Below are 14111 nucleotides of genomic sequence, written 5' to 3' on the forward strand. Positions count from 1 at the left end.
ACAGGTGCCCAGCTCTGGGATCTACATCGCCGCACCCGAAGCAGCCTCCGGCAAGTCGACGATCGCGCTGGGGATACTGCACCGGCTGACGGCCACGGTCGCGAAAGTCGGTGTGTTCCGGCCGATTACGCGCGCCGGCGAAAAGCGTGACTACATCCTGGAAATGCTGTTGGCGCACACCAGCGCGGGCCTGTCTTACGAGCAGTGCGTCGGCGTGACATATGCGGAACTGCACGCCGATAGCGACGCCGCGATCGTCAACATCGTCGACGCGTATCACGCGGTAGCCCAACACTGTGACGCTGTGGTGATCGTCGGCAGCGACTACACCGACGTGACCAGCCCGGCGGAGCTCTCGGTCAATGCCCGGATCGCGGTGAACCTCGGTGCGCCGGTGCTGCTGGCGGTCAGCTGCAAAGACCGAACCCCAGATGAGGTCGCTAGTGTCGTCGGGGTATGTCTGAGCGAGTTGGGTGCGCAGCGCGCCCACACCGCGGCCGTGGTGGCCAACCGGTGCGATCCGACGCAGTTGGACGCTGTCGCAAAGGCATTGGATGCTTTTGCCCCGCGCAGCTACGTGCTGCCCGAAGAGCCGCTACTGTCTGCGCCGACGGTGGCCGATCTGGAGATAGCCGTTAACGGGAACGGGGTCAGCGGTGACGCCGAGCTGCGGGAACGCGAAGTGATGGGCGTGATGGTCGCCGGGATGACCGCCGACCATGTGCTGGAACGACTGCGCGACGGTATGGCGGTCATTACCCCCGGTGACCGGTCGGACGTAGTGCTCGCCGTTGCCAGTGCCCATGCGGCCCAGGGGTTTCCGACGCTGTCCTGCATCGTTCTCAACGGCGGCTTCGAGCTGCACCCGTCGATCGCGGCACTGGTCTCCGGGCTGCGGCTGAGGTTGCCGATCATCGCGACCACGCTGGGCACCTATGACACGGCCAGCGCGGCCGCCTCGGCGCGTGGGCGTGTCACGGCAACTTCGCAGCGCAAGATCGACACAGCGCTGGAGCTGATGGAACGCCACGTCGACATCGCGGACCTGTTGGCGCAACTCGCTATTCCGATCCCGACGGTCACTACGCCGCAGATGTTCACCTACCAGCTGACCCAGCAGGCCCGTTCGGACCGCAAGCATATTGTCCTCCCTGAAGGCGACGACGATCGCATTCTCAGGTCGGCCGGAAGGGTGCTACAACGCTGCATCGCCGACCTGACCATACTGGGTGACGAGGACCAGATCCGCCTGCGCGCAGCAGAACTCGGGGTCGACCTGAGCAGCGTCAAGGTTGTGAACCCGCGCACCAGTGACATGCGCGATCAATTTGCCGACCAGTATGCGGAATTACGCAAGGCGAAGGGCGTGACTGTTGAACAGGCGCGCGAGGTCATGCGCGACGTCTCGTATTTCGGCACCATGCTGGTGTACAACGGCATGGTCGACGGCATGGTCTCGGGTGCCGCGCACACTACAGCGCATACGGTTCGCCCGGCATTCGAGATCATCAAGACCGTCCCGGACGTCTCCACCGTGTCCAGTATTTTCCTGATGTGTCTGCCCGATCGGGTGCTGGCATATGGTGACTGTGCGATCGTCCCGAACCCGACACCGCAACAGCTTGCCGACATCGCCATCTCCTCGGCGCGGACGGCCGCGCAGTTCGGCATCGAGCCGCGGGTGGCCATGTTGTCGTATTCCACCGGCGAGTCCGGCACCGGCGCGGACGTCGACAAAGTAAGGGCGGCAACGCAATTAGTGCGGACCCGGGATCCGCAGCTGCCCGTCGAGGGGCCAATTCAATACGACGCGGCGGTAGAACCTTCGGTCGCGGCCACCAAGCTGCGTGACTCACCGGTGGCCGGCCACGCGACGGTGCTGATCTTCCCCGACCTCAACACCGGCAACAACACCTACAAGGCGGTGCAGCGTACCGCTGGGGCGATCGCCATCGGCCCGGTACTGCAAGGCTTGCGTAAGCCGGTGAACGACCTGTCGCGCGGTGCGCTGGTCGACGACATCGTCAATACCGTTGCCATAACTGCGATTCAGGCACAGGGCGTTCATGGCTGACCCACTGGTGCTGGTGATCAACTCCGGTTCGTCATCGCTCAAGTTTCAATTGGTCGAACCGGCTTCCGGCCGGTCGCGAGCCGGCGGCTTGGTAGAGCGGATCGGCGAAGAATCGTCACCGGTCGCGGACCACGATGCGGCGCTGCGCCGCGCGTTCGACGAATTGGCGGATGCCGGATTTGAATTGAAGACCGTTGATCTGGCAGCGGTCGGTCACCGGGTAGTGCACGGCGGCAAGCGGTTTTATCGTCCAACGCTGTTGGACGACGCGGTGGTCTCCGAACTCGAGGAGCTGTCGGAGTTGGCGCCGCTGCACAATCCTCCTGCGCTCAAGGGAATCGATGTGGCGCGAAAGCTGCTGCCGAACATTCCGCACATCGCGGTCTTCGACACGGCGTTCTTCCACGACCTACCGCCGGCCGCCGCTACTTACGCAATCGACCGAGAATTGGCCGAGCGCTCGGAGATTCGACGCTACGGATTCCACGGCACCTCGCACGAATACGTCAGCCAGCAGGCTGCAGACTTCGTTGGCAAGCCGTTGGACAGCCTGAATCAGATTGTGCTGCATCTGGGCAACGGTGCGTCGGCCTCGGCGATCGCCGGTGGTCGTCCGGTCGAGACATCAATGGGATTGACGCCGTTGGAGGGGCTGGTGATGGGCACTCGCAGCGGTGACATCGATGCCGGCGTTTACAGCTACCTGTGGCGCACCGCGAAGATGGGCGTGGACGAGATCGAGTCGATGCTGAACAAGCGGTCCGGGATGCTGGGCCTTTGCGGGGAGCGTGACTTCCGGCGGATAGGCGAGATGATCGAATCCGGCGACGGCGCGGCCCAATTGGCGTATGACGTGTTCATCCATCGGTTGCGCAAGTACGTCGGCGCTTACCTAGCGGTATTGGGGCATACGGACGTGGTCAGCTTTACCGCCGGTATCGGTGAGAACGATGCGGCGGTGCGGTGGGATGCCCTGACCGGCATGGAGGAGCTAGGCATAGTCCTCGACGAGGACCGCAATCTGAGCCAGGAACGCGGGGCTCGCCGCATCTCTGGTGACGACTCACCGATTGCTGTGCTGGTGGTCCCGACCAATGAGGAACTGGCCATCGCCCGCGACTGCGTGAAGGTGCTGGCGGGTCTATAGGCTCTCAAATTCGGCGGATCTGCCCTGTCGCTTGTCGTTCACCGCTTGGTGGCCTCGAAGGTCCCATGGCATTTTCCGCCAGAATCGGTACGTACGCCGTCACGGATGAAGGTTCGGCCGCCTTCGGTTGCGAAGACACCCCGAACCGTAGCGTAGTCGTAAGGGCCGTTTTGGCCTTCGGCCACAAACGATCCATCGGCGTTCAACGTGCCGGTAACACCCCAGATGGTCAGCGTGTTGCCTTGAAGGGTGACGGAGACGGGGAAGTCGCCGGGAGGCTGCCAACTGCCAAAGCTGCACTCGTAGCTGAGGTAGCGCGTTGTGTAGGTGCCGGCGATCGACTGTTGCGGTGTTTGTCCGGTCGTGGGCGTGGTGGATGCCGGCTGCGGTGATGGGACGGGCTGGGTGTGCGGGGTGTCGTTGGCGCCAGTGGTTCCAGCAGGACGGTTGAAGGCTTTGCCGGTGACGACGTCGACGAGGACGAAGTTAGTGATGGCCGCCTTGCCGGGTTGGACCGCGGCGAGGGCTGAGGCGTTGTACCCAGCCCATGCTGGGCCAACAGGTTTGGGCTCGCCCGTCAAGGCGGCCGGTGCCGTGAGGGGATTGCCGCAGTAGCAGCGGGCGCGCGGTACGCCGTGAGCGTCGACGAAGACCGCTGTGCCCGTTTGCAAGACCGATTGCAGCGTGGTCGGGTGTGTTCCGTCGAACCCGTGATTGGTGACCCTGGTGTCCAGCCGCAGCACGGTGGGCGTCAGTTCACGTAAGTAGGTAGGGATGTCGGCGGCGGTAAGCGGATGTCCGCCACTCCAATAGAGGGAGGGGTCGGTGTTGAGGGCCTCGACGAAGGCGCTGGCCTGGGCAGGGTGGCTACCGAGAAAGTCGATCATCTTGTCGCGGTCGCATTCGGCGTTGTTCATAGTGCCGCCATAAAGGCCGTCGCGGTCGCCGGGCAGCGGCTGGGTGACCACGGGACCGTTGCCGTGTGGCTGCAGGGTAGGCGGAGGCTGGGTGTTGGTCGGCGGAGCCGAGGCCGCTGGGGGCATGAACGCGTTCGTCCCGGGATCAGTGGCCGCGGTGAGCACCAACTCAGTAGTCGTCTTGGGCAACAAGACATTACGCAGCAGCAGGGCGGCGCCCGCGACCACGACGACAAGGACCACCGCCGCCGCGATCAACCACCTGCGCTTCGACCGGTTCGGCGGTGGCGCGGCATCTGAGTGCGCAGGTAGAACCTGCGAGCTCGGTCGAGAGGGAACTCCCCCGTGCGGTTGCGTGGCGTCCAGGGTGTCGGCCGGCGTCGTGGCTTCACTGACCGCCCGGCGCGCGGCGGCGGCCAGTTCACCGGCACTCTGATAGCGCTGGTCGGGCTTTTTGGCCATGCCTTTCGCGATTACCTCGTCGAAGCCGTGCGGGATGGCGGCGTTGCGGTCGCTGGGTTTAGGGGGATCCATGGTCAGGTGCGCGACGACCTGTTGTTCCATGCTGTCCCCACCGAAAGGCTGGGCACCAGTCAGGCATTCGTAGAGCACGCACGCGAGCGCATAGACATCGGAGCGGGCATCAGCGGCCCCGGCTTCCAGGCGCTCGGGCGACATGTAGGCAAAGGTGCCCATGATGGAGCCGGTCTGGGTCAGCTTGGTGGCCTTGGCGTCGTGAGCGATGCCGAAATCGATCAGGTACACGAAGTCTTTGCGGGTCACTAATGCATTGGAGGGCTTGACATCGCGGTGCACCAACCCGGCTTCGTGAGCGGCATCCAGTGCGGCGGCCAGTTGCTCGATCACCTGCACGGCCCGCTCGGGGCTCATGGTCCCGTCACGCTGCAGCAGCGTGTGTACGTCGACGCCTTCGATGATCGGCATCACCAAATACAGGCGGCCGTCGATTTCGCCGGTGTCGTGAATCGGGATGATGTGCGGTTCGTTCAGCCGGGCCGCGATGTGGGCCTCACGACGGAAACGTTCACGATAGCCGGGTTCGGCGCCCAGTTCGGGGGACAGCACTTTGATCGCTACATCGCGGTCAATCTCGGTGTCGTGGGCCTTGTACACCTTTCCCATGCCGCCCTCACCGATCAGCGACAGCAGCCGATACCTCCCGAACACCACCTCATCCATGGGCCACCCTTTCGGACGAGCCAACGAGCATCGATCGGTGTTCCGGATTGTATCCCCGGCTATGAATCCGATTTCCGTTTCTACGGAATTTAGTGTGTTTAATCTGTGAACCGGCGTAGGCCTAAAGGAAGCCGAGCGCGTTCCTGCCCGCTCCGACAGAAGGTGTCGGATCCGTCCCGACGGTGCGCGATAGCAGTTCGTAGTAGATATCGCGAAAGTCGGTGGTGTACTTCAGATCTCCATGGTCTAGGTCAGTAAGGCTGGGCTCGTCGCCGTAGAACCCGCCCCTGACCGGCGCACCCGCGACGAAGACCGGCCCGGCGGTACCGTGGTCGGTGCCTTCCGAGGCGTTGGCCCTGACCCTGCGCCCGAACTCCGAATACGCCATCAGCACGACATTGCGGCCGCGGGGGTCGCCGGGCATCTGCCGCAGGAAGGCGGTCGCGGCCTCGTCGAGAGTCTGCAGCAGGCGCTGCTGTGTCCCGCGCTCGTTGGCGTGCGTGTCGAACCCGCCGAGTTGCACCATGTACACCCGCGTCGGGACCCGGGCCCGCACCGCCGCAGCCACCATGCCGAGCTGAGCAGCCAGCGAATTGTGTTCGTTGGCAGCGGGTTTGATCGACTCGAACGTCTTGTTGGTGGTGCGCGCGGCGCGGTAGGCCTTACGCACTGCGGCCATGGCAGGAGTGTCGGCAGGGTCGTCAATACTCAGCGCTGCCATGACCGTGTCAAATCTGCCCGCCTGCCGTGCCGGCATGTGCGTCGTCGAAAGCGCTGCCGCCGTGTGTTTTTCACCGACCGCGAGCGTGGGCAGGACGGGACCGATGTTGACGGCGCGCAGCGGGTCGTCGCCGGTGGCGTCGAGCCAACGGCCGATCCAGCCGGTGGAGACGGGCTGGCTGGGCGACGCCGTCTGCCAGATGTCCATGGAACGGAAGTGGCTGTGATCGGGCTTCGGATAGCCGGCGCCCCGGACGATCGCGAGTTGCCGCTGGTTCCAGAGTTGAGCAAGCCCGCGCATCGCCGGGTTCAGTCCGAGCTCTGAATCGAGACGCAAAACATCACTCGGAGCGTAGGCAAGCTCTGGACGCGCATCGTGATAAGCGTTGTCGGCGTAGGGGATTAGCGTGTTGATCCCGTCGTTGCCGCCATATAGCGTGACGATCACCAGGACGCCGGCGTTGTCAGGCAGCGGCCGGTCCTGAGCGGCTCGCAACAAGTCGTGCCAATCGACCGCCACGGCCCCAGACAGCAGGCCGACCGCGCCGACGCCCGCGCTGGCGATCAGGAATCTGCGTCGATTGAGCTCAGTCATGACGTCAGGTACTCCGGTGTGTTGACGGCCGCCACGATCAGCCGCTGCGGTTGGCGCACCAGGGGTTTGAGCGCGTCGACGCTCCGGTCCGACCAGACCCCAATGCCGATCAGATAGCCAACCGCGTCAATGCGATCGCTGGCTGCCGCGCTCTCGATGCGGGACAGGTCGGCATCGCGAGCCAGCTGGGTCGCGGCGCGTAACCGCGCCCGTGCGCTCGCGGTGGACAGCCAGACCTCGCCGTGCGGCCAGCCGCCGACGCTGGGCGGATAGAACGGCCGCTGCCCCAGGGCTCTCAACGTCGCCTCGACCGTCTTGAGCTGCCCAGGGGTGTCCAGGGGGACGCGAAGCGCCCGGATCAGGCCGACCAGCCACTCGACCGGGGTGTTGACGACAGTGGCTCGGCCCGTGGTGAACTCGTCGTCGGTGAGGATGGCCCGGGTCAGCGCGCGCAGGTTGCGGCCCGGTCCGTAGGCAGCGACCAACCGGTCGAGTACCTGGGCTGACGGCGGTTCGTCAGAAGCCAACTGTTGCCACAGCCGTCCCGCGACGTATTCGGCCGACTTCGGCTGAGCCAGCACGGCATCGCAGAATCCCGCGGCGTCGAAATTGCCGGTGCGACCGAAGATCGTCTTGGCAGTGGAGTCATGACGTTTCGGCACCACCGAGGTTCGGCCGTCGAGACCGATCACCCATCCGGTCAGTGCCCGCGCGCCGGCGCGTACGTCGTCCTCGGTGTAGCCGTTACCGTGGCCCAGGGCGAACAGCTCCATGAATTCCCGGGCCAGGTTTTCGTTGGGCGCCTTGGCGGTATTGGTCTGCCCGTCCAGCCAGCGCAGCATCGCGGCGTCGGTCAGCATGCTGTACGCGAGGGTGCGAAAATCGCCGAGTGAAAGGGTGCGCAGCTTCTGATTCTGTGCGGCCATATAGGCCGCCACCCGAACTTTCTGCGCTGATGTAGCAAAGTGGTTGTGCCACAACAACGTTAACTTCTCGTGGAATGGCTGCTGGACGGCGACCATGCGTCGCAGCCACCAGGCCGACAGCGTGCCCGTCTGCTCGGATAGCTGCCGGATGAACTGTTTACGGGCTGCTGGTGTCGCGCGTTTACCGGGGGCGCGAAGTGGTTGAAGGGCGGGTATCGGGGTGGCGACCGCGCCCGGGTCGGAGTCGGGGTTTGCGCTCAGCATGGCGTCGACGTAGGACGGCCAGTCTGCGGCGACCGCCGCGTCGACCTCGGGGCCGGTTGCCCCGAACCCGGCTCGTCGCAGCACGCGGGCCGTGGCTATCCACCGCGCCGACTGTCCGCTCATGCTTTGAGTGTGCACATCTAGCTATGAATTGGCTGTGGATAGGCGAAAACGCGGAGGGCGATGGTCGTGCGACGCTTCGCGGCGTGCAGGAACCTTTTATCGGCAGTGAGGCGTTGCAGCGCGGGGTCTTGGACCGCCATCAGTTGCGCACGCGATATCGCCCCTTGTTGCCCAACGTCTATCTGCCGGCAAAGACGCAACCGTCCCTTGAGCAGCGCATCTCCGCCGCTTGGTTGTGGTCGAGAGGCAGGGCGACCATCGCAGGTGCGGCCGCCGCAGCGCTGCACGGCGCCAAGTGGATTCCCCACGACGTTCCAGTTGAGCTGATATGCGCGAATTCCCGACCGCCCCGAGGTGTCCTGACGCGACGTCGCAAGCTGCTGGATGGCGAAGTGCAGCTGCTGGCCGACCGGTCGGTCACCACGCCGGAGCGAACCGCCTTCGACATTGGCCGGGGCGGAGCCATCCACTCGGCGGTAGCGCGACTGGATGCGCTCGCGGCCGCGACGGGTTTCAAGGTCGAAGACGTTCTGCACATCGCGCGGTGCCATCACGGGTCGCCCGGACTACGGCGACTGGAGACCGCGCTCGAACTCGTCGACGCGGGCGCACAGTCTCCCAGGGAGAGCTACCTCCGGCTGCTTCTCATCGAGGCGGGATTCCCGCGGCCGCAGACTCAGATACCGGTGCTGGGCGCGAACGGGCTTCCCGCCGCCTACATCGACGTGGGCTGGGAGCAGTACATGGTCGGCGTCGAATATGAAGGTGAACACCACCAGACTGAACGCGGCGTGTATGTCTACGACATTCAGCGCCTGGAGATGCTTGAACAGAAGGGCTGGCTCATCGTCCGGGTCGTCACAGAGGACCGTCGCGCCGATATCATTCGCCGAGTCCGGGCGGCGATGGTCGAACGGGTTTGGAGTGGACCCTGATGGCTCTGCGCGTCGACTTTCGTTGTGAACCTACGGCTTTGGGCGTGAAGCTACGGATTTCGTTGTGAGCCTGTGGATTTGGGTGTGCACATAGGGCGAAAATCGGGCCGGATTCCCGCCCAGGCTTCACGCCGAAAGCCCAGGATTCACGCCCGATTCCTCGCGATCGATTGTGAACATACGGCTTTCGTTGTGGACATACGGCTTTCGTTGTTAACCTACGGCTTTCATTGTGAACCTACGGCTTTGAGTGTGCGCGTAGGGCGGAAACCGGGGCGCAATCCCGCCCAGGATTCACTCGCGAAGCCCAGGATTCACTCGGGAAGCCCACGATTCACGCCCGACTCCCAGGATTCACTCCCGACGCCCCACGCCCGATGCCCAGGATTCACTCGCCACGCCCGACGCCCGACGCGCGACGCGCCCACGCCCGAAGCCCGACGCCCCACGCGCGACGCGCCACGCCCGACACCCGAAGCGCCGATGCCCGACGAGCGCGAATCAGAACGTACTCGTCGGCCGCACCCTGTTCGCCATGTCCACCAGTGTGTAGCGGTGCCGCTGTGTCGGCGCTACCCTCGCCAGACTGCGCAGCGAAGCCTCGACCCCGAGCCGTAAGCCATGATCGGTGAACGGAAAGCCGAGGATGTGGTTGGTGCTGGCCTCGTTGTCCTGCAACCAGTCCATCGCGCCGCCCAGCACCAAAGCGCGGATCTGCAGCACGCGAGGTTCGGTCGGCGGCAGCGCCTCAACGCGTCGGGCGGCGTCGCGGATCTGCTCCTCGGTGATTTCGCTCGTCGACCGTCCGGACAGCAGGGTCACCGCGCTGGTCAACCGTGCGGTGGTGAAATGCCTTGAGGTGGCCGGTACTTCGTCGAGGGTGCGTACTGCGCCAGCCCGATCCCCTTCGGCTGAAAGGGTTCTGGCCAATCCGAAGGCCGCCGATATCACGCCGTCGTCGGTGCTCCACACCGTCTGGTAGAACTTGTGCTCGTCGGTGTAGCCGGCCAGTTCGGCGGTGGCGGCCAACGCCAGCTTGGGCGCCAGCTCCCCGGGGAAGGTGTCCAGCACCTCGGTGAAATGCTTGATGGCCGAGTCGTAATCGCCGGTGAGCAGTTGCGCGACGGCCCGATACCAGACCAGCCGCCACCGCCAGCCCACGCGCTCGGCCAGGTCGTCGAGTTTCCGGGTGGCCTTGACCACGTCGCCAAGGTCCAGCAGCGCGCGAACTTCCATCAGCGGCAGCTCGATCGATTCGGACACGTCGGTGCCCTCGGCGTCCAGGGCACCGTGCCGCGCCGCGCGCAACGAGTCCAGCGTCTGCACCGGCTGAGAGAGCACCGTCGCCTGCAGTACGGGAGCGGCGACGTCCGTCGGGTCGACCAGCGGCACCTGCAGCGCGGTCACGATCTCCTTGGCGGTCAGCTTCTCCGAATGCACCTGGCCGTCCAGGTACACGTCGGTGTGCGCGACCAGCAGGTCAACTCCGAAGGTCGAACGACTAGGGCTGAAGACGGTGGAAAGGCCGGGTCGCGGCACCCCGGTGTCCTTGGCGACGACCTCGCGCAGCACCCCCATCAACTGCGCCGACATCTCCTCGGCGGTGCTGAACCGGCGCCGGGGGTCCGGGTCGATCGCGCGGCGAAGCAGCCGGCCGAAGGAGTCGTAGCGGGCCAGCACCGGATCGTCGTCGGGCAGCCCGTCGACGTAGCGGCCGTTGCGGGTGCGCAGGTTCAGCGTCAAAGCCGCCAGCGTACGACCGACGGTGTAGATGTCGGTGGCCACCGTCGGGCCGGTCCGCACGATCTCCGGCGCCTGGAACCCGGGTGTGCCGTAGAGGTAGCCGAACGAGTTGATCCGCGACACCGCACCCAAATCGATCAGCTTGAGCTGCTCCTCGGTGAGCATGATGTTCTCCGGCTTCAGGTCGTTGTAGACCAGGCCGATCGAGTGGAGGTACGTCAACGCCGGCAAGATTTCCAGCAGGTAGGCGATCGCCTCGGCGACGGGCAGCGTTTCGCCCTTGCCTTGCTTGAGCGATTGCCCGCCGATGTACTCCATGACGATGTAGCCGACGGGATCTCCGTGCCGGTCGACGTGCTCGACGAAGTTGAAGATCTGCACGATCGACGGGTGCACGACCTCGGCCAGGAACTGCCGTTCGGCCATCGCGATCGCCTGCGCCTCGGCGTCGCCGGAATGCACCAGGCCCTTGAGCACCACCGGTCGGTCGTTCACGTTGTGGTCGACAGCCAGATAGACCCAGCCCAGGCCGCCGTGCGCGATGCAGCCCTTGATCTCGTACTGCCCGGCGATGATGTCGCCCGGACTCAGCTGCGGCAGGAAGGTGTACGGGCTGCCGCAGTACGGGCACCAGCCCTCCGAAGCCCCTTTCCCCTCCGGACCGGACCGCCCGACCGGCCGTCCGCAGTTCCAGCAGAACCGCTTGGACTCCGGGACCACCGGATTGGTCATCAGCGCCTTGAGCGGATCGATATCCGACACCCGCGGGATCTCGACCAGGCCGCCGCCGAGGTGTCTGACCGGCTGCACCACCCGGGTCGCACTCGTAGTCCGGTCCTGCGGCTCGGTGTCCCTGGTGCCGATGGTGATGTGCGGGAAATCGTCGTCGTCGTCGTCGAAATCGGGGCGGAACAGCGCTTGGGTGGCCTGCGGGCGCTGCGAAGATCCGGTAGTCGCTTGAGTGGCCGGCTGATCTTCGGGTTGAGTGGCCGCGCTGCCGGAATCCTGGTCTGCCAACTCCGGGCCTTCTTGCGCGGTGTTCTCCGGGCGCTCGGCCATCAGTCCACGTACCTTGGCGTAGGCGGCACCGGCGCCGGACCCAGCACCGTTAACCACTTGCGGTACAACGTATTCCACGTCCCGTCCCGGCGGATACGTTCCAGCGTGCCGTTGACGAAGCGCACCAGCCCGGTGTTCTCCAGGTTGATTCCGACGCCGTAGGGCTGGGTGGCCATGTTGGGCCCGACGATGTGCAGGTACGGGTCTTCTTCGACCAGCCCGGCCAGAATCGAGTCGTCGGTGCTGACGGCGTCGATCTCGCGCTGCTGCATGGCCACCAGGCAGTCGGCCCAGTTCACCACTGACACGATGGTGGGCGGCGGTGTGATCTCACGGATCCGGCGCAGCGACGTGGTGCCCCTGGCCACGCACACCCGCTTGCCGGACAGGTCGGCTGCCTTGGTGATCATCGAGTCGCGCGGGGCCAGGATGCGCTGGTTGGCGTCGAGGTAGACGGTGGAGAAGTTGACCACCTTGCGCCGTTCGCAGGTGATGGTCATGGTCTTGACGACGACATCGACCTGTGACTTCTGCAATGCGGTAACCCGCTCCGCCGACGACAGGATGCGGTACTCGACGTGCGAAGGGGCGCCGAAGATGTCGCGCGCTATCTCGCCGGCGATGTCGACGTCGAATCCGGTGATCTCACCGGTGATCGGATCGCGGAAGCTGAACAGGTTGCTGCCGATGTCCAGGCCGACGATCAGCCTGCCGCGCGCGCGGATGTCGGCCACCGCGGCGTCGGCCTCCGCCTTGTTGGGGAAGGGGCGCAGGCTGGCGGTCGGATTGCAATCCTCGCCCGCGGTGTCCGCCGGCAGCGGGGGCTCGGGCGGCATTTCTTCCATGCCGACGGGGGTCGGCAGCGGCAACGTCGGCACCGGGGCGACTTTGGGCGGTGCGGGGTGCGCGCAACCGGCCAGCATGACCGCCGTGGAGAACACCGCGAGAGAGATAGCCGCCCGCCGGACCCCAAGCAGGCGCGTCATCATCGATACTCTTTCAGCCGTGGCCATAGACCCAGGGCGACCGCCAGGGCCGCGCCCAGGCTTAGCACCACGCCGCTTACCTGTGCGCCGGACAGCCCGCTGCGGGCGTTGAGCACGTCGTTGCGCAGCTGGGTGCGACTTTCGTCCATCGCTTTGGTCAGCGCTTCGTCAAGCCGGTCGAAGGCTGGGGTCGAGTCGTCCTCGCCCTTACCCAACGCGACCTGGGTGGCGGCCCGGTAGTTGCCCACCGACATATAAGCGTTGATCCGGTCGTTGGCCTGCCGCCAGCGGATCAGCAGCTGGTCGGCGCCCTGCAGGTCGGGCTTGTCGATCGCGTCGCTGCGCGACATATATGCGTCGATCTGTCGGTGCATGTCTTCGATGCGCTGATAAAAGGCTTGCTTGCGAATCTCTTCGTCGCCACGACGGATCAGTGACAACGTCTCGTCGGCTCGCGCCTGCTGGGCGGTGATGGCGACGTTGGTGACGGTCTTGAGCGACTCGGCGGCGGTGTCCTTCGCGCTGCGGCTGGCTGTCGTCGAGAAAATCAATGCAATGACGACCCACACCACCATCACGACAATACCCAGCGCGCCCACCACCAGGCCGGGGTTGATCCGCCGCCTGGTCCGCCGGGCCAGCCATCGATCGGAGAACACGCCGAAGACCAACGTGGTCGCCACGACGAGGATCACCGCCGCCGGGAAATGTGTGGACGCAGTGGTTTCGCTGTCCACGCGCTGCGTCGTCGCCTGGTAGAGCTGCTGGGCGTCGGGCAGGATCTTCGACTGCATCAGTCCCGATGCCTCCGACAGATACGACGACCCGACCGGGTTGCCGGCCCGGTTGTTGGTGCGCGCGATCTCGATCAGCCCGGTATAAACCGCCAACTCGGCGTTGATCCGTCCCAGCAGTTGCACCATCGGCTCGTCGGTCAGCCCGCTGGACGCCCGGGTCACTGCCACCGCGGCGTCGGTAATCGCCTGCTCGTAGCGCTGCCGGACCGAACGTGGTTCGGGTTGGGCGATGAACGCGGTGGCCGCCGCGGCATCTGCCACCGACAGCGTGGTGTAAAGCCGTCCGGCGGCGAACGACAGCGGCTCGGTGTGGTTGAGGACGGTGGTCAGCACTTGCTGGCGGTGGTTGACGGTGGTCGAGGTGGCGAACGCACTGGACACGCCAAGAGCGGCGAGCACGATGCCGATGGTCAAGATGCGCCCCGGCGTCGTCGAGATGAACCACCAGCGTGGGTGAGCGGGTTCGGCAGGCGAGCGCGATCCCAGCGGCTCAGTCGACGGGTGCGCCAGCTCAACCGTCACGTCTGCTCGGACCTCATCTTTCGGTCATACCAGGAAGCTCTATAAAGCGACTTCGGCGTATAAGCGAATTCTAAGAGAAGGCGCACGCCGATGGGGGGAGGCC

9 protein-coding genes are annotated in these 14111 nt (G+C 65.3%); 3 read left to right on the forward strand and 6 right to left on the reverse strand.

Translation table 11 applies throughout. The features are described 5' to 3' along the window. Positions 1 to 4: 4 nt before the first annotated feature. Complete coding sequence (pta, locus tag A5791_RS01590) at positions 5 to 2074, forward strand: phosphate acetyltransferase (RefSeq protein WP_067229882.1); 2070 nt, start codon at positions 5 to 7, stop codon at positions 2072 to 2074. Next, positions 2067 to 3221 (forward strand): acetate kinase, encoded by a 1155-nt coding sequence (locus tag A5791_RS01595; RefSeq protein ID WP_067229885.1) that lies wholly within the window; start codon positions 2067 to 2069, stop codon positions 3219 to 3221. The genes pta and A5791_RS01595 overlap by 8 nt, the downstream gene beginning before the upstream one ends. A 38-nt stretch (positions 3222 to 3259) precedes the next feature. Here A5791_RS01595 and A5791_RS01600 read toward each other — a convergent pair whose 3' ends face one another. The 3 genes from A5791_RS01600 to A5791_RS01610 all read right to left on the reverse strand — a co-directional run bounded on the left by A5791_RS01600 (position 3260) and on the right by A5791_RS01610 (position 7966). After that, positions 3260 to 5338: a serine/threonine-protein kinase gene (locus A5791_RS01600; protein WP_067229891.1), complete on the reverse strand. Its 2079-nt coding sequence runs from the start codon at positions 5336 to 5338 to the stop codon at positions 3260 to 3262. A gap of 121 nt (positions 5339 to 5459) precedes the next feature. Continuing rightward, positions 5460 to 6653, reverse strand: coding sequence for a DUF1501 domain-containing protein (locus A5791_RS01605; RefSeq protein ID WP_067229894.1), 1194 nt, complete (start codon positions 6651 to 6653; stop codon positions 5460 to 5462). After that, positions 6650 to 7966, reverse strand: a complete 1317-nt coding sequence (locus A5791_RS01610) for a DUF1800 domain-containing protein (RefSeq protein ID WP_067229898.1) — start codon at positions 7964 to 7966, stop codon at positions 6650 to 6652. The genes A5791_RS01605 and A5791_RS01610 overlap by 4 nt, the downstream gene beginning before the upstream one ends. Before the next feature lie 83 nt (positions 7967 to 8049). On the opposite strand from A5791_RS01610, the gene A5791_RS01615 reads away from it, so the two are divergent. Continuing rightward, positions 8050 to 8901 (forward strand): hypothetical protein, encoded by an 852-nt coding sequence (locus tag A5791_RS01615; RefSeq protein ID WP_156660940.1) that lies wholly within the window; start codon positions 8050 to 8052, stop codon positions 8899 to 8901. A gap of 501 nt (positions 8902 to 9402) precedes the next feature. Here A5791_RS01615 and A5791_RS01620 read toward each other — a convergent pair. The 3 genes from A5791_RS01620 to glnX are packed head-to-tail and all read right to left on the reverse strand — an operon-like array spanning position 9403 to position 14008. Next, positions 9403 to 11703 (reverse strand): serine/threonine-protein kinase PknG, encoded by a 2301-nt coding sequence (locus tag A5791_RS01620; protein ID WP_067229901.1) that lies wholly within the window; start codon positions 11701 to 11703, stop codon positions 9403 to 9405. After that, positions 11703 to 12689, reverse strand: a complete 987-nt coding sequence (locus A5791_RS01625) for a glutamate ABC transporter substrate-binding protein (RefSeq protein ID WP_067229905.1) — start codon at positions 12687 to 12689, stop codon at positions 11703 to 11705. The genes A5791_RS01620 and A5791_RS01625 overlap by 1 nt, the downstream gene beginning before the upstream one ends. Further along, complete coding sequence (glnX, locus tag A5791_RS01630; protein ID WP_067229908.1) at positions 12689 to 14008, reverse strand: protein kinase G-activating protein GlnX; 1320 nt, start codon at positions 14006 to 14008, stop codon at positions 12689 to 12691. The genes A5791_RS01625 and glnX overlap by 1 nt, the downstream gene beginning before the upstream one ends. Between the last annotated feature and the right edge of the window lie 103 nt (positions 14009 to 14111).

The organism is Mycobacterium sp. 852002-51163_SCH5372311 (assembly GCF_001667115.1).
Classification (GTDB): Bacteria; Actinomycetota; Actinomycetes; order Mycobacteriales; family Mycobacteriaceae; genus Mycobacterium.